This is a genomic window from Brevibacillus sp. B_LB10_24 (assembly GCF_046036945.1).
Taxonomy (GTDB): Bacteria; Bacillota; Bacilli; order Brevibacillales; family Brevibacillaceae; genus Brevibacillus_C.
The window spans coordinates 1-15,452 of sequence record NZ_JBJQOQ010000037.1 but is presented as its reverse complement, the minus strand read 5'-3'; the positions used below and the strand labels follow the sequence as shown (position 1 = coordinate 15,452).

Below are 15,452 nucleotides of genomic sequence, written 5' to 3'. Positions count from 1 at the left end.
CAGAAAGGTAACAACGGTTATGAGCGATTTTTGGAAAGAGTTGTTTAATCGCCTTCCAGATTGGTTTTTTTCCGTTACCGCAGGACTGATCCTCTTGACCTTGGCAGTTGTGTTGATCTGGTTTATCCTCGGCGCCAAACGTTTTTCCGATGCGATGGGGCGCGAAAACAGACTGGCCAGCCTGCAGGACGAGATCAGCAAAGAGCGGGATAAGAGCAGGGAGAGTTCGGAAATCGCCTCGCAAATAAGCCGGGCGTTGGAGAATGCCCAAGTGTATCTGAATCAGTTGAACCGCCTGAAAAAAGTTCAGGAACACGAGCTGCTCGCAGAGGTGCACAATTTATTTCAGCGCTTGGTGGAGGCATTGGCATCCGATGTAAAATACCGTCCCGGCGAACGGCACAGATGCGGCCTCTGGATCGAATCGAGCGGCGAACTGATCCTGCTGCACGCCAGTGCCGGTTTTCCCGACCACTATCTGAGAAACAGAAGGCTCGACATCGAGAGGTCCATTGCCGGAAAATCGTTCCGGAGAGGACAGACCATCGTGCTCGACAACGTCAGGGAAAATGACGACTGGGAACCCAATCCCGAATCCAGCAGTCCGTACCTGGCGCTCATCTGCATTCCGATTGGCCGATGGGGCGTCCTTACGGTTGACGCGCTTCACCCCATGAAAGAACATGTAAAAATGATTTGCGAGCTTTACGGCTGCATGATAGAAGGTGCCATGGAAGAGTATATGAGATTGCTTTCCGTCGCGGAGATAGCAGCATTCAAGCCAGAGCAGAAGCAAGCTTGACAACACTCGATGAGGGAGTGATTCAGATGATTACCTGCGAACAAGCCCCTTTCGTGCGAATCGCGGCCAGGTTGGCCCTGGAAAAGGGAGTGATCTCCCAGGAGCGTTACGATGAGATGATTCGGGACATCGAACAGATAGAAGCCGAACAGCAAAAGGTCAACGAACGGCTGCTGCGCATCACCAAGTCCAAGATACTGGAGGACAAGCAGATCGTGTAGGTACCTGATTCGTATGTACCGGAAAAAAATGAAGCCACAGCGCTCATGCACTGTGGCTTCATTTTTCTATATTTCGTTCGTAGATCAACCGCAGTCCCTTTAGCGTCAAATTCGGATCGACGATATCGATACTATCGGTCTCATCGGCAATCAACGCCGCCAAGCCCCCTGTTGCGATCACTTTTGGATTGGACCTGGTCTCCGCCTTCATTCTCTTGACGATGCCCTCGACTTGGCCGATAAAGCCGTAGAATACCCCTGACTGCATGGATGCTATCGTATTGCGCCCGACAACACTCGCCGGTTTGGCAATCTCGATCCTGGGCAATTTGGCCGCCCGGCTGAATAACGCCTCGGTCGAAATGCCGATCCCCGGCGCGATCGCACCACCCCAGTAACGTGCCTGTTCATCGACATAGCAAAACGTCGAAGCCGTCCCGAAGTCGACGATCACCAGCGGAGTGCCGTAATAATGGATAGCCGCCACCGCGTTGACGATTCGGTCTGCTCCCACTTCACGCGGATACTCGGATTTGATGTTTAACCCTGTCTTCACTCCTGGCCCGACGACCAGCGGTTTTTTCCGAAAGTACTTCCAGCACATGCTCTCAATGGAGAAATTCAGCGGAGGAACGACAGAGGATACGATCACGCCGTCAATCTGCGTAAACGTCAAACCCGCATTCTGAAACAAACTCCCCACCAACATGCCGTATTCGTCCTCTGTCTTGTTGCGGTCGCTGGAAATGCGCCAGTGGTGGATGAGCTCCTCGCCCTGATACATGCCAAGTACGATGTTGGTATTCCCTATGTCGATCACCAATAACATCGCCAAAAACCCCTCTACTTCATCATTGCTCCACTTATTATAACAAAAAGGCTGGAATATATCGCTGATTTTGTCGCACGCCAGGTCGCTGCTCCCAACAAAAAAAGCCGGAATGCCCCTGAAAAAAGGAAAGCTCTGCCGGCTCTTGCATACTCGAATCTACGTTTTTACATTAAACCGTTGAACACTCTTTACACGTTCCGTACACTTCAAACTTATGTCCGGTTACCTGAAAGTCGTCAGGCAGATGAGACATGATGTTCATCGGACAGTCGGACAGCGAAGAAGTTCTGCCGCACACCGTGCAGATGACATGGTGGTGATGGTGGCCATGCAGTGAGCACGCCAGGCGGTATTTGCCCTCTCCATCCAACTCCGTCTCCTCCAGGATGCCCAATTGTACAAACGTGGACAGATTGCGGTAAACCGTATCAAAACTCAGGGTTGGATACTCTTCTTTCATTAGTTCCAAGATATCTTTTGCGGAGAGGTAACGTTTTTGCTCAGCACAGATGCGAATGATTTCCTCCCGCTTTCCCGTGTACTTAAAGCCATTATCCTTAAGCATTTGCAATGCTTCCTCCACAGTCATGATGTCTTATTACCCCCTTCTCGTCTTTATCCGTTTTACGCCAAGCACTCCGATCAGTAACAAGACGGCCATCAATACAATCGTACCGCCTGACGCCCAGTCAAGTAAATAGGAAAAGTACAAGCCTGAGAGCACCGACGTCTCTGCAATCAAGATCGCAATCCAGATCGCCTGCCGAAAACTCCGGGCGATCTGCAGGCTGGCGGCCACGGGAATCGTAATCAAAGCGGAGATCAATAGCACCCCAACGATCCGCATGGAAGCGGCTATCGTCAGCGCAACGAGAACCATAAACCAGAGATTGATCACATTCCGGGCGACACCGGAGACACGGGCGAACTCCTCGTCAAAGGAAACGACGAAAAGTTCTTTGTAAATCAAAAGAACCGTCCCCCCCACGGCGATGCTTACGCCGACCAAAGCCCACAAATCACTGGCCGAAACGGTAACGATCTTGCCGAACAAATATGAGTAGAGATCCGTGTTAAACCCTTTTGCGATACTGACCAGCACCGTAAACAGGCCCAATCCGGCCGAGATGATGATCGGGATCGCCAAATCCTGATACGCTCGGTACACTTTCCGCAGCCGCTCGATAAACAGCGAGCCGACTACCGAGAACGCCATACCGAAGAACAGCGGGTTGACGGCACCCAATATCGCCACTTTTTTAGACAGCAGCATTCCCGCCGCCACCCCGGACAGCGTGACGTGCGACAAGCCATCTGCCATCATCGACAACCGCCGGACGACGAGAAACGTCCCCAGCACCGGGCAGATCAAGCCGATTAAAATACCGCAAAACAACGTATAACGCAAAAAATCATAATGCCAAAAGTCCGCTAACATAACCGTCTCCTTCTCCTTGGATCCTTTGCCATCTCAACTGGCTGTCAATGGCTATGGGCCAAAAGGCGAATGCCTTCGCCGTACATCGACTGCAGAATGCGGTCCTGGTTGTGGGCAAAGTCATCTGGTGAACCGTGAAAATGCAGGCGACGCTGCAGACAGGCTACTTTATTGACCCACTGCGTCATCACGCCGACATCGTGGCTGATGATCATCATCGTCATGCCTTTTTCTTCCTTTAAGGAACGAAGCAGCTCGTAAAATTGTTCGATGGAGTCTTGATCTACTCCCACCGTTGGCTCGTCTAACACTAACAATTCCGGCTCCGACACAAGTGCTCTGGCGATAAAAACCCGCTGCAGCTGCCCCCCGGACAAGTTGCCGATCCGCTCTTCTGCTTTTGCTTCAAGACCGACACGCCGGATGACTTCCGCTACCTTCGCATGATGTTCGGCACGAAAGCGGCGAAACAATCCCAGCTTGCCGACCAGTCCGGAACTGACGACTTCTTTTACCGTAGCTGGAAAGCCGCCCGTCCCATGGGCCGCCTGCTGCGCCACGTAGCCAATCTTGCTCCAATCCCGAAAAGAAGACAAAGGCTTGCCAAACAATTCGACAGTCCCTTCCGTCGGAGTCAGCAGCCCTAATATCAGCTTCATCAAGGTGGATTTTCCTGAACCATTCGGTCCGACTATTCCTACAAAGTCTCCTCTGTGCAGCGAAAAATCAATTCCTTCCAATACCGGCTTTCCCTCATATTGAAACGACACAGAAGATAATCTGACTATCGTATCTTCATTCTGTTCCATATTCATCACCATTTCATAATCATTCCGATTTAAGTTGTTCCTGTTTTATTATACCCATATGTCAGACCGATGTAAATAAGACCTATTCCGATTTGAATCTGTTACAATCTATTCATTTCTGGTTACAGAAACTTTTTTTGCATGTGATATAATGAGCGTGGACAATTCTGATGGGATTCCGGCTTTGCCTGTAAAGCCGTTTTTTTGTAAATAAAACCCAATTGGTAAAAGGAGGTTACAGTCGATGAGACCCCCCCGCTTTGCATTGGTAAGCGTACTTGCCTTTTCACTCCTCACAGGATGCGCTTCTTCGCAATCCGCGCCAGAGACAAGCGGAAATCAACACCACGCCGCCAACGGCGATCTGCAAGAAACGACAGCTTCCCTGGATGAAACGCCAAAATTCCTGGAATCAGTCGATCCGCAGATAAAAGAAGTATACCAAATCGCCGCCAAACACACTGACGTGTTGGAATACATGCCCTGCTATTGTGGTTGCGGCGAGAGTGCCGGCCACTTGAATAACCAGCACTGCTTTATCAACGAGGTGAAAGAGGACGGCACTGTTGTCTGGGATGACCACGGTACTCGCTGCGGCACGTGTCTCGAGATCGCATACGTGGCAAGCGGTCTGAAGGACCAGGGAAAATCCCTGACGGAAATTCGCCAAATTATCGACGATCACTACAAAGAGGGTTACGCCAAACCTACCCCAACCCCTATGCCTCCAGCTTAACTCTTTTAGCGGAGCTTTTTGAATGACACAGGCTGCTTCTTCCAAGAGGAAAAAGCAGCCTGTTTGATTATCTGGATTGCAGCAGGTGTTCCTGGATAAAATGCGCGACGCCGTCTTCCACATTAGGCTTGGTGATATAGCGGGCCAGTTCTTTGATCGACTGCGAAGCGTTCCCCATGGCGACCGAGTGGCCAACTTGGGACAAAATGTCCCGATCGTTATCGGCGTCGCCAAATGCAGCCACATCGGCGGCATCGATCCCCCATTTTCTTAAAAAGTACTGCAGCCCTTCCCATTTGTTGACGCCTTTTTTCATGATCTCCACATTCTTGATCCCCGATGACGTAATATCTGCTTCCTCGTTCCAAGGTGCCGCTACCTCGCGAACCCATTCCAGCATGGCCGGATTCCCGCTCCAGATAAAGATTTTTACCACGCTCATCTGCCCGGATAGAATGCTGTCAAAAAGTTCGGCTTTCTCGATTCCTTTTGACAGATGATAAAACGTTGTCTGCGACAGCAGAACTCCCGTCTCTCCTGTCTCGGTCTTTTGCATTTCCTCGATTTGCTCCCGATCCTCCCGAATAAGCCAGCGGTTGCTCTTTGTGTCATGCAGCTCGTAGTATATTGGGCGCTGTCGGATTTGCTCGACCAGTTCCACAACCATTCTGCCCGGCAGAAGACTGGACTGAACAAGCGTTCCGTCCCGTTCAAAAATAGCCGCGCCATTGCTGCATACATATCCATCAAAAGGAAAGTTGTCGATCGGCATGCGCGCTGAGAAAAGTGTTCTCCCGGTGGAGAGCAGCAGCTTGCAGCCCTCCTGCTGCAGCCTGCGGCATGCCTCCTTCGTCACCTCCGTCATCCGGGAATCGCGTGTGAGCAAGGTACCGTCCATATCAAATGCAGCCAGCTTTACGCAAGGCACATTCAACCTCCTCCTTCCTTGTGAAAAAAGGAGCACCTGATGGGCGCTCCTATTGTGGGTCTTTGTTATCCTTGTCGTCCTGATCCTCCTTATTACTCACCTGGTCGAGGTCCGTAATAATCGGATCAATCTTCGTCATGATGTTTAACTGTACGCCGGAGTTTTCACTCGGGGACTCATCCATTTTGCCTGTCTCAATCAATTGCTTGATTTGGTCTGCGTCCAATGTTTCCACTTTCAGCAGGGTTTGCGCGATCAGCTCCAACTGGTCGCGATATTTGGTCAGAAGATCCTTACAGCGTTGATACTGCTCGTTGATGATACGCTGCATCTCCTGATCGATTTCGTAGGCAATCTGTTCCGAGTAATTCCGTTCGTGGCCAATATCGCGTCCCAGGAAGACCTGGCCCTGCGTGCGGCCGAACTGCATCGGTCCAAGACGGCTCATTCCGTATTCCGTAATCATGCTGCGGGCAATCGCGGTTGCGCGCTGGAAGTCGTTATGAGCCCCGGTACTGATGTCGCCAAGCACCAATTCCTCTGCGACCCGTCCGCCGAGCAGCCCGACAATCTTGTCGAGCAAATCGCCTTTGGTCGCAAAATAGCGGTCTTCCTTCGGCAGCATTACGGTGTAACCGCCAGCCTGGCCACGCGGGATAATCGTCACCTTGTGTACCATGTCGGCGTTTTTCAAGTGGTAGCCAACGATCGTGTGGCCGGCTTCGTGATACGCAACCAAGCGCTTTTCATCATCGCTGATCACGCGGGACTTTTTAGCCGGACCGGCGATGACGCGGTCGATTGCGTCGTCAACTTCATCCATATTGATCTGTTTTTTGTTCTTCCGGGCTGTAAGCAGCGCGGCCTCGTTCAAGAGGTTTTCCAGATCAGCCCCGGTAAAGCCAGGGGTGCGGCGGGCGATAATGTCCAGATTGATGTCGTCGCCCAGCGGCTTGTTGCGGGCGTGGACTTTCAAGACGGCTTCCCGTCCTCTCACATCCGGCCGGTCAACCGTGATTTGACGGTCAAAACGTCCCGGACGCAGAAGCGCAGGGTCGAGGATATCCGGGCGGTTCGTCGCCGCGACGATAATGATCCCTTCGTTCGCTCCAAAGCCGTCCATCTCAACCAGCAATTGATTCAACGTCTGCTCGCGTTCGTCGTGACCGCCGCCCAGACCGGCGCCGCGCTGGCGTCCCACTGCGTCAATCTCGTCGATAAAGATGATGCAGGGTGCGTTTTTCTTCGCGTTTTCAAACAGGTCGCGAACGCGGGAGGCGCCGACCCCGACAAACATCTCTACGAAGTCGGAACCGGAGATGCTGAAGAACGGGACACCGGCTTCCCCGGCGACTGCCCGGGCCAGCAGGGTTTTCCCTGTACCCGGCGGTCCAACCAGCAAGACCCCTTTTGGTATGCGGGCCCCAACTGCCGCAAACTTGCGCGGATCCTTCAGAAACTCGACTACTTCAACGAGCTCTGCTTTTTCCTCATCTGCTCCAGCTACATCGTCAAACGTAACGCGCTTCTTCTCGTCATTGTAGAGCTTGGCGCGGCTCTTCCCGAAGTTCATAACCCGGCTGCCGCCGCCTTGAGCCTGATTCAACAGGAAGAAGAACAGAATGAAGATGATGACAAACGGAATGATGGAAGTAAGGAACGTCAACCAAATGTTATTGCCTTCCGCGGGTTTAAAATCCGCCCCGTTTATTTGTCCAGAATCAATCTTATCATTAATCAGTTGTACTACTGAATCAGACAGCGGAACATTGGTTGTAAATGACTCATGGCCGGTTTGGGCCTTCTTTAATTTCCCGTCAACCCGATATGTACCCCCGTCAGGGCGAAGCGTTAGTTGCAATACATTATCGTTTTGCAATTCGGTACGAAATTCTTGGTAAGACATTTGCGTTGTTTTTTCGGTCCCGGAGAGGACAAAGTTCACGATCCCAACCGTGACAAGGAAAATCAGTAAATAGAACCCAGTATTACGAAAAAAACGATTCATTGCTTACCTCCTCTCGCGAAAAAAGACACTTCCCTCATTTTATCACATGGTATCCAGGAATCACAACAAGGTTACTTGGAATATACTTCCGGCTTGAGGATTCCAATATACGGCAGATTACGATATTTTTCGCCATAATCCAGTCCAAAACCGACGACAAACTCGTCTGGAATCGTAAATCCGCTGTAATCAGGGGAAATGTCTACTTTGCGCCTTTCCGGTTTGTTTAGCAGGGTGACTACCTTGACAGAGGCCGCTTCCCGATGTTTCAGCTGCTCCACCAATCTGCTCAGCGTCAGACCGCTGTCCATGATGTCCTCTACAATCAGGACGTGACGGTTCTGTACAGGCGTATCCAGGTCCTTGAGAATGCGAACAACTCCAGTCGATTCGGTACTATTGCCGTAACTGGAGACAGCCATGAAATCCATTTCACAAGGAATGTCAAGCTGACGGATCAAATCAGCCATAAATACAACTGCGCCTTTCAGTACGCAGATGACTAATGGGTTTTTGCCACGATACTCATCACTGAGCTGCTTTCCTAATTCTTGTACCTTATCCGCGATTTGTCTTTCTGTCAGCAATATCTCTTTGATGTCATTGTCCATTGCCAGGAACCTCCCACCAGTCTTCTCCATACTCCACTTGAATGAATAGATACTTTCGGGTCCGCGGCGTTACAGCTGCTGCGGCAGACCTTTTTACCCCCGGCACCCAAAGGATTTCGCTGTCCGAAACCAGTATTGGCCACCTTTCCCGCCATTCTTTCGGGACCTTGGCGTCGATCAACAGTTCCTTGAGCTTTTTGGTGCCGGCCAACCCCAGCAGGCTCATCCGGTCTCCCGGCCGCCGATTTCGGACTGCTAACGTTCCTGAAGGCAGCCTTTCCACATCAAACACTGCAGAATAGAGCGATATGGACTTCCAATCAAAAGGAGCGTCAGCAACAGCAGTGCGGATGTTGATCCCCTGTTCGGAAAGCCACGTCATTCCCGGAACCTCTATATTGTAACAATAAGCAGTGTGCTGCTTAGGCCCAGTTTCTTTTTCAAATCGAATCGAGTCGTACACTCGCCTGACGACTACCTGTTTTGGCAGGTGAAGGACAGCAGATGGATTTTCTCCGTCTGCGATGTGCAAAACGGCCTCCACATGCTGCGCAGACCATTCGATTTTTCTTGACAGATAACTTAATATTAGTGTAATCATTCTCCTTTGTAAAGCAAGGTCACAAGTTTGCAACTTCTTTCTGGCAATTACTATCTTATTCTCCAAGCGGGTCTCTATAACCTCTTCCAAATAATCCCTACTGAGGCGATTCAGGTATTGATCGTCGATTCGTGCAGCCTCGGCAAGCTGAAGCAGGTGTTCCCGATAGCGATGGTTGATCGATTCAAACTGCGGCAATACATCCAACCGCAATTTGTTTCGCTTGTACTTGCGCGAGCGGTTGCTGCTGTCCTCACGCGGCTCCAATCCGTGCCTTTGGCAATACTCCTCCAGCTCCAACCTGTAAATGGATAAAAACGGCCGTACGACCTCGATCTGGCCATCTACCAGCCAGCGGCGAACAGGCATCCCGGCCAATCCGTGTATTCCGGTCCCCCGCAATATGCGAAAAAGGATGGTTTCGACTTGGTCGTCCGCATGGTGGGCGAGCGCCACTTTTGCCGCTCCCACCTGCTTCGCCACCCGCTCATACAATTGATACCTGACCTCGCGGCTTGCTTCCTGAACGCCCTGCCCGGTTTCCTCCATATATAAGGAAACATCGCGGGCAAACAGGTGGCAGTGGACACCCAGTTCCTGGCAGAGCGATTCGACATATCGTTCATCCCCATCCGACTCTTCGCCGCGAAATCCGTGATTCAGATGAACGGCGTGCAGCACCCAGTTGTATTGATATTGTTGATTTAATCTACAGAGGATATGCAACAAAACAGTGGAGTCCACCCCGCCGGAGACACCGACCACAATCGTTTCATTGGGGAGCAAAAGCTGCTGTCTCTCAATGATCTCTCTGATGCGAGCGAGCATAACGGACCACAAATCCTTTCCACAGGGTAAACACGGATAATCCGAGAATGAGTCCGGCTGCGATCGCTCCGGCCTCCATGGATGTCTTCACCCCTAGTGCCAGCCCCCCGAGCAGATCGCCATTTACAAATGTCAGCATCGCTTTGTATGCGGTCGAACCGGGGACCAGCGGCAGGATCCCGGCAACGCTAAAGACAGTCGACGGAACCCGCAGCCAAATCGATAATAGTTGGCTGAGCAGCGACACCACTGAGGCAGCGATAAATATCGTATACTGGCTTTGAAAATCCCCAATAGCCGCCACCAGACGCAGCGTTGCCCAGCCGGACATGCCGATAAATCCTCCGGCAAGCAAGGTCCTTACCGGAATGTTGAACAACATGCCGTACGCGAGGCTGGAGACGAGACTTAAACCCAAACCGGTCAGCCAGAACATCTTATCACCTGCCAAATGAAAGAATAAGGGCGGTCGCGACGGCGACAGCCAAGGCCGTCAAAAGCGCTTCGACTCCGCGCGAGATTCCTGCGATCAAGTCTCCTGCCATCAAGTCCCGCAGTGAATTGGTTACAGCCAGCCCCGGAAACAGAGGGATCATCGCTCCGATAATCATCAGATTCAAATGCAGGACAGGAAACAGCAGACAAAAGCAGTAAACAATCAAGCCGCCGAGAAAAGCTGACATGAATTCGGCAAAAAACTTGATCCGCAGGATTTGCTGAAAATAGCCGGAGCTGATGTTGACACATAATCCTGCGATCGCGGTCGGCAGCAGGTCATAGCCGGATCCTCCCTGCAAAACAGCAAAAGAGCCGCTGGCAACGCCAGCCGCCAAATTTTGCAGCCAGTTCGGGTACTGCCGCTTTTCCTTATCGATTTCCTGCAGCCGGAGGTACGCCTCCGTTATCAACATGCTGCCCGATACAACAGAACGGGAGACCTGATTTACCAGCGTTACCTTGTTCAGGTCTATGGTTCGCTCGGGTATCCGTATCATGCGGGTCAAGCTTCTTTCGCCGCTCCGATACGAAAAGATAATGCTGGTCGGCGTGACAAAGCTGTGGACGCTTTCCATACCGGCCGACTGTGCGATCAGCGCCATCGTCGTCTCTACACGGTAGGTTTCCCCGCCGCTTCTGAGCATAATTTCACCTGCCAGCAAACAGGTCTCCATCACGAGATCATCAGGCAGCATTCTCCCCATCCCTCACATCCAAGCGAGATACAATAACCCGGCCGAGAGCAGCAAGGACGCCACAAACATCCCGCCAATCCACGTACCAAGCGTGTCCCGCCTCTTCCCTTTTGGTCTATTTTCCATCCGCCCCTGCAGAGCGGCTACCATTTCATTTTTCATCGCCTGCGCAGATGCCTGCTTTCCACAGAGAGCATTCATTAACGGCTGGCGAAAAGGGTAAAGGTTTCCATCGCTTCGTATTATATCACAAAGCGTCTGGGTAGTGCGCTCCTGTTGACTGATTCTTCGCCAGGCTTCTTTGCCGATCGCCAGCCTCACCATCAAGACGGCAACGGCAAAGAGATCGTACCCGGGTTCCGCCCGGCGGTCCCCCGCCTTCCAGGCACCGCGATCATACTCTTCTGTAAACTGGCGCACAGCATGGCCGATCTTGCTCACCCCGCCAAAATCGATCAGCCGCATCTGTCTGTCTTTCCCGGAGATCATCACATTTTCCGGTTTTACATCGCCAAATACCCAGCCCTGAATGTGCAGGATATGTAAACGGGAGAGCAATTGAATGATCAAGATAGGGATCCAGTCGCGTCCCTCCCGCTCTACAAAGACATCGAGCATTTCCCCCTCCACGTACTCCATAGCGTAAAAGGTAAGCGGCTTCCCTTGCACCACGATATCGTCAACTTCATAGAGCCTGGGGCCGATGGGCATGCCCGATAAAGGCTTTACATTTTTTAACATATTCACTTCCATTAGTATGTCAAATGCTTCTGAACCAACCTTCACCGCCACTTTTTTTCCGGCGTTGTAAGCTAGAAAGACACGACCGTTGGCCCCTCGGCCCAATTCACCTTGAATGCAATAGGCACTCCGGTTCCATTTGCCGCGAAATTCCCTTGGCACAAACGGCTGTCCCTGGTTAGAAGACATGGTCACTGAGCAAACCCTCATCGTCATTTGGCCTCCGAGAACCGTATTCGTCAGGCAAGCCAGAGGAAAGCTCTTTTTGTTCAAACAAAGCCATCGCTTCAACAATCGCCGGACCAGTTGGCGTGATGCCGCTCATCGTCAGTCCGTCGGTCAATTGGTAGACCTTCTCCACCTGATCTGTCCACGGTATGCGGACTTCCATGTGACTATATTTCCCAGGAAATGAACAGACGGCCATCCGGCTTTTTCCGCTCCGTGAACGAAGGCTGACACTGCAGTCATGGATGGCCTGCTGGACAGCAAACAGCTTTGGCTTCATGCTGCCGGATGTGTCGACGAGCATGACGACGTCCAGGTTTGACCGCTCACCCAGGTCATCCATCATTTCTGCCACTTGCATGCGTTTTTCCGGAGATAATCCTTCAATGTCGGAATTACCCAAAATCTCTTTTAACTCTTGGTTTACAACATGCTGAATCGTTTTGGTCATCGCCTTGCGGGTCAGCATTTGAACGGTTTGGGCCAGCTGCGAAGCATAGACAATATCGCTCAATCCGCCCCCCGCTTGGGCCAATTCGCGGATTTCCCGCTCGCCCTGCGCTTCTATCTCTTCCCGATCTATGACACCAATCACGTTTACAGTAATTCCCTGTTCTCTGGCCAGAGCCGCCGCGGCAATGGGGCTGATACCAGCATTCGAGCAGCCGTCTGTCACGACGAGGATTTGACGCATCGTTGCCAGTTTTTTCACTATCCATCTCCCCAATCTACTAAGTTATCTATCATTATCGACCGGGAGATAGAGAATCATACCTGATGAACCCCTCCTTTGCTTGAAGCGCTTCCAATCTACATGCTCAGCTTACGATTCGCGGACGCTCTACTTTTTCCACCCCCATTACCTGGATTGCCGACCACTCCGGGACAAACCGCTCTACCTTCGCCACCAAAACAGTCATATCATCGACGATCTCTCCGTAGTGATGGCGGATCACTTTTTCCAACAGCAGGTCTGCCACATCCTGGGGATTGTCCGTCTCCAATTCGGAGATGAGCCGCTTCATCCACATCTGCCGGTTTTCGATGTGGCGCGGAGCCTCATAGATCCCGTCTGTCATCATGATCAACAGATCGCCAGGCTTCAAGGTGCGGGTCACGACATCCACATCGATGTCGTCGAGGATGCCTGCCGGCAAATTGCTTGCCGTGACGGTAATCACCTCGTTTCCCCGCTTGATAAAACTGGGTGTTGAGCCTATTTTGACAAATCGGGTCCGGGCAGTTTGCAGATCAACCAATGCCAGGTCGACGGTCGCAAAAATCTCGTCTGTTGACCGCAGCGACAATACCGCGTTGACCGTTTTGATCGCCAGCTTCTCATCAATTCCGGACTGCAGCAGCTGCTGCAGCATGTCCAAAGCCGACTGGCTCTCCATGAATGCACGCTCTCCGTTGCCCATCCCGTCGCTGATCGCCAAAGCCATTTGCCCGTTGCCGAGATCCATGGTCTTAAAACTGTCGCCGGACAGCAGTTTCCCCCCTTTGGCCGCCCCGGCAACCCCTATGTCGATTTCAAAAGTCCTGGCGGAACTGAGGCACATTTTGCAGGTGCCGTCACGAAATGCGTCACAGTGGCGTTCTTTCACAACGATATTTTCGCCTAAAATCTCCGTCAGCATCGGCGCCACTACCTTTGCACACTCATCCCGTCCATAGCAGGTAGGCTGGCTGATCTCAATATCAACCTTCCCCTCCTCCAAACTGTGTATATCTACTCTGCGGATCGACAGCCCCAGCCCTTCCAGCGCCCGGGATACCTGTTTTTCCTGAAAGCTAAGCTCAATTCCCTCCCTTTTAATTTCTCTGGCAAAATCACTCATTACCCGGGAAACGCCGGAAAGCTGGTCAGCCACCAACTTGCGGCTCTCGCGAATCTGTTTTTTCAGCTGGTCGAACGTCACATGGCGCTCGTATTCCCGCTCCACGGCGGCTACTACTTTGCTTGTCTTTACACACTTTCTCTCCCACTCCTTAGGCAGCGGTGTCCCCTTCAAACTGCCCTGCTCATGTACAGTCTCCATCATTGACCGCATCGCCTCATAGGTAAGCGGAGCGTCCCGTTCCCAGCACTGCGCTCTTTTCCAGCAGCGCTGGCAGGTTGATTCCGTCACCCCGCCAAGGAACGCCTCCACTTGTTCCTCCCCGCCCGGCGTTTCAGCCGTCTGGGCAAAACTGCGGGAGAGCTGGGTAAACAACTCGGAAAATTTTTGTATCTTGCTCGCTGTTACATCGCGTACCCGCCGCATGTACTCTTGATGAGATTGAAGATTCTCATGGGTCCCTGGAATAAAACGGGAAACCTTTTTCCATAAAGAGGCGGGTGTAGCGATGAAGAGAGCGACTGCCAATGATGTTTCAATCAACGAGGGATAAAGCGTGTTATCCGCACCGGCGTAAATCGCAATAATGGAAGTGCCGATTAGGAGGCCGGCAGAAACCCCAAGTTTTCCGCCTTCTTTCAACAAACCGGCGAGCAGCCCGGAAAAGGCCAGCAAGTTAATTTGCTGCAAAGCGCTGACGTCAGCCAAGCTCAGGATGAGTCCGGTGACGACTCCTACCGCTGCCCCTACCGTACCGCCCCCGACAAAGGCGAACAGCACCAGCAGATAACGTGAGAGAACATGCTCCATCGAGATCCCCTGAATCATCCAGCCGACGGTCCCCGTCATCAGCGAGGCAAGCAGGATGACCAGACAGACGATTTCCTCGTTTTTCAACGGTTCGTAGGGCTTGGCCAGGTGGATAATGGAGAGCGATTGGATAAAGATCAAGGTGAGCACGAAGCTGAGAACCGATTCCACGCCTACCATGACGACGCCGTACGTCGTAATCTGATTGGTCATCACTTCAAACAGCAGGTGACTGACAAAGACCGTGACCAGCACGATCAGCGGCGTAAAGGAAAAGTCCTTCCGGCGAAACCGCTCCGACAGCTTGCAAGCGGCAAATGCCACTGCCAGGCTGATGGCTGCTTCAATCCCGATCGGGACAGATAAGGTAAACGCCCCGGCAAGCAGCGCCAATCCGCTTACCGTCAGGCAATCTCTTCTAATGTAGTACATCACCATAAAATAAGGCACTATAAACGGGGAGAGTTCATCAAGGATAGAGGCTCGTCCCAACAGAAACGCCATGGCGATCGGCAGCAGGTTCCACCTGCGTACAAACTCGGCAACCCGTTCCCCTAATGATGACATTGCCTCTGTCCAGTGATTCATTACTCTTTGCGACCAGGAATGATTCAACTGTGAAATAACTTGACCTTTGTTCATCATATCTTTGCACCACCCGTTCTGTGATCTTGTGACCTTCATTATACGGAGGCGGCTTTATAAAATTTGTCAAACCTTAGATCAGTATTCCAAGAATCGTACGACAAATTATCCTGAAAAAAAAACAGCCGTTTTTGGCAAAAAAAAACTACGACTGACCAATTATCTAACAAGGATTTCCAA

The 15,452-nt window shown here is 51.7% G+C and carries 16 protein-coding genes; 3 read left to right on the top strand and 13 right to left on the bottom strand.

Annotated features, from left to right (window positions below; translation table 11 throughout):
* Window positions 1-19 precede the first annotated feature (19 nt).
* Together ACI7RC_RS23475 and ACI7RC_RS23470 are read left to right on the top strand one after the other, a co-directional pair.
* Window positions 20-802 (top strand): GAF domain-containing protein, encoded by a 783-nt coding sequence (locus ACI7RC_RS23475; protein ID WP_408110611.1) that lies wholly within the window; start codon window positions 20-22, stop codon window positions 800-802.
* Window positions 799-1,023, top strand: coding sequence for a hypothetical protein (locus tag ACI7RC_RS23470; RefSeq protein ID WP_408110610.1), 225 nt, complete (start codon window positions 799-801; stop codon window positions 1,021-1,023). Before ACI7RC_RS23475 ends, ACI7RC_RS23470 begins: the two co-directional genes overlap by 4 nt.
* A 58-nt stretch (window positions 1,024-1,081) precedes the next feature.
* Here ACI7RC_RS23470 and ACI7RC_RS23465 read toward each other — a convergent pair whose 3' ends face one another.
* From ACI7RC_RS23465 to ACI7RC_RS23450, 4 genes are all read right to left on the bottom strand, one after another.
* A complete protein-coding gene (locus tag ACI7RC_RS23465) occupies window positions 1,082-1,852 on the bottom strand; it encodes a type III pantothenate kinase (RefSeq protein WP_408110609.1) in 771 nt (256 codons plus the stop codon).
* 172 nt (window positions 1,853-2,024) lie between these two features.
* On the bottom strand, window positions 2,025-2,444 hold the full coding sequence (locus ACI7RC_RS23460; RefSeq protein ID WP_408110608.1) for a Fur family transcriptional regulator: 420 nt from the start codon (window positions 2,442-2,444) through the stop codon (window positions 2,025-2,027).
* Window positions 2,445-2,453: 9 nt separating this feature from the next.
* A complete protein-coding gene (locus ACI7RC_RS23455; RefSeq protein ID WP_408110607.1) occupies window positions 2,454-3,293 on the bottom strand; it encodes a metal ABC transporter permease in 840 nt (279 codons plus the stop codon).
* A gap of 44 nt (window positions 3,294-3,337) precedes the next feature.
* Window positions 3,338-4,114, bottom strand: coding sequence for a metal ABC transporter ATP-binding protein (locus ACI7RC_RS23450; RefSeq protein WP_408110606.1), 777 nt, complete (start codon window positions 4,112-4,114; stop codon window positions 3,338-3,340).
* A gap of 232 nt (window positions 4,115-4,346) precedes the next feature.
* Here ACI7RC_RS23450 and ACI7RC_RS23445 point away from each other — a divergent pair, with 232 nt between their 5' ends.
* A complete protein-coding gene (locus tag ACI7RC_RS23445; protein ID WP_408110605.1) occupies window positions 4,347-4,838 on the top strand; it encodes a PCYCGC motif-containing (lipo)protein in 492 nt (163 codons plus the stop codon).
* Between the two features lie 67 nt (window positions 4,839-4,905).
* Here ACI7RC_RS23445 and ACI7RC_RS23440 read toward each other — a convergent pair whose 3' ends face one another.
* The 9 genes from ACI7RC_RS23440 to spoIIE all read right to left on the bottom strand — a co-directional run bounded on the left by ACI7RC_RS23440 (window position 4,906) and on the right by spoIIE (window position 15,194).
* Window positions 4,906-5,766, bottom strand: coding sequence for a Cof-type HAD-IIB family hydrolase (locus ACI7RC_RS23440; protein ID WP_408110604.1), 861 nt, complete (start codon window positions 5,764-5,766; stop codon window positions 4,906-4,908).
* A 49-nt stretch (window positions 5,767-5,815) separates the two neighbouring features.
* Entirely contained in the window at window positions 5,816-7,774 is a 1,959-nt protein-coding gene (ftsH, locus tag ACI7RC_RS23435) for an ATP-dependent zinc metalloprotease FtsH (protein WP_408110603.1), read from the bottom strand.
* A gap of 71 nt (window positions 7,775-7,845) precedes the next feature.
* On the bottom strand, window positions 7,846-8,385 hold the full coding sequence (gene hpt, locus ACI7RC_RS23430) for a hypoxanthine phosphoribosyltransferase (RefSeq protein WP_408110602.1): 540 nt from the start codon (window positions 8,383-8,385) through the stop codon (window positions 7,846-7,848).
* Window positions 8,375-9,814: a tRNA lysidine(34) synthetase TilS gene (gene tilS / locus ACI7RC_RS23425; protein WP_408110601.1), complete on the bottom strand. Its 1,440-nt coding sequence runs from the start codon at window positions 9,812-9,814 to the stop codon at window positions 8,375-8,377. Before tilS ends, hpt begins: the two co-directional genes overlap by 11 nt.
* Window positions 9,786-10,250, bottom strand: a complete 465-nt coding sequence (locus ACI7RC_RS23420) for a threonine/serine exporter family protein (RefSeq protein WP_408110600.1) — start codon at window positions 10,248-10,250, stop codon at window positions 9,786-9,788. The genes tilS and ACI7RC_RS23420 overlap by 29 nt, the downstream gene beginning before the upstream one ends.
* Window positions 10,251-10,254: 4 nt before the next feature.
* Window positions 10,255-11,007, bottom strand: a complete 753-nt coding sequence (locus tag ACI7RC_RS23415; RefSeq protein WP_408110653.1) for a threonine/serine exporter family protein — start codon at window positions 11,005-11,007, stop codon at window positions 10,255-10,257.
* Window positions 11,008-11,019: 12 nt separating this feature from the next.
* Window positions 11,020-11,937 carry a protein kinase domain-containing protein gene (locus ACI7RC_RS23410; protein WP_408110652.1) on the bottom strand — a complete coding sequence of 306 codons (918 nt, stop codon included), beginning with the start codon at window positions 11,935-11,937 and terminating at the stop codon, window positions 11,020-11,022.
* Entirely contained in the window at window positions 11,927-12,670 is a 744-nt protein-coding gene (locus tag ACI7RC_RS23405) for a VWA domain-containing protein (protein ID WP_408110651.1), read from the bottom strand. Before ACI7RC_RS23405 ends, ACI7RC_RS23410 begins: the two co-directional genes overlap by 11 nt.
* Window positions 12,671-12,794: 124 nt before the next feature.
* On the bottom strand, window positions 12,795-15,194 hold the full coding sequence (spoIIE, locus tag ACI7RC_RS23400; RefSeq protein ID WP_408110650.1) for a stage II sporulation protein E: 2,400 nt from the start codon (window positions 15,192-15,194) through the stop codon (window positions 12,795-12,797).
* Between the last annotated feature and the right edge of the window lie 258 nt (window positions 15,195-15,452).

Bases quoted from the DNA above. Each gene is read 5' to 3' on its own strand.
- ACI7RC_RS23475 (WP_408110611.1), top strand. From the start codon at position 20: ATGAGCGATTTTTGGAAAGAGTTGTTTAATCGCCTTCCAGATTGGTTT.
- ACI7RC_RS23465 (WP_408110609.1), bottom strand. From the start codon at position 1,852: ATGTTATTGGTGATCGACATAGGGAATACCAACATCGTACTTGGCATG.
- ACI7RC_RS23460 (WP_408110608.1), bottom strand. From the start codon at position 2,444: ATGACTGTGGAGGAAGCATTGCAAATGCTTAAGGATAATGGCTTTAAG.
- ACI7RC_RS23455 (WP_408110607.1), bottom strand. From the start codon at position 3,293: ATGTTAGCGGACTTTTGGCATTATGATTTTTTGCGTTATACGTTGTTT.
- ACI7RC_RS23450 (WP_408110606.1), bottom strand. From the start codon at position 4,114: ATGGTGATGAATATGGAACAGAATGAAGATACGATAGTCAGATTATCT.
- ACI7RC_RS23445 (WP_408110605.1), top strand. From the start codon at position 4,347: ATGAGACCCCCCCGCTTTGCATTGGTAAGCGTACTTGCCTTTTCACTC.
- ftsH (WP_408110603.1), bottom strand. From the start codon at position 7,774: ATGAATCGTTTTTTTCGTAATACTGGGTTCTATTTACTGATTTTCCTT.
- hpt (WP_408110602.1), bottom strand. From the start codon at position 8,385: ATGGACAATGACATCAAAGAGATATTGCTGACAGAAAGACAAATCGCG.
- tilS (WP_408110601.1), bottom strand. From the start codon at position 9,814: ATGCTCGCTCGCATCAGAGAGATCATTGAGAGACAGCAGCTTTTGCTC.
- ACI7RC_RS23420 (WP_408110600.1), bottom strand. From the start codon at position 10,250: ATGTTCTGGCTGACCGGTTTGGGTTTAAGTCTCGTCTCCAGCCTCGCG.
- ACI7RC_RS23415 (WP_408110653.1), bottom strand. From the start codon at position 11,007: ATGCTGCCTGATGATCTCGTGATGGAGACCTGTTTGCTGGCAGGTGAA.
- ACI7RC_RS23410 (WP_408110652.1), bottom strand. From the start codon at position 11,937: ATGTCTTCTAACCAGGGACAGCCGTTTGTGCCAAGGGAATTTCGCGGC.
- ACI7RC_RS23405 (WP_408110651.1), bottom strand. From the start codon at position 12,670: ATGCGTCAAATCCTCGTCGTGACAGACGGCTGCTCGAATGCTGGTATC.
- spoIIE (WP_408110650.1), bottom strand. From the start codon at position 15,194: ATGTCATCATTAGGGGAACGGGTTGCCGAGTTTGTACGCAGGTGGAAC.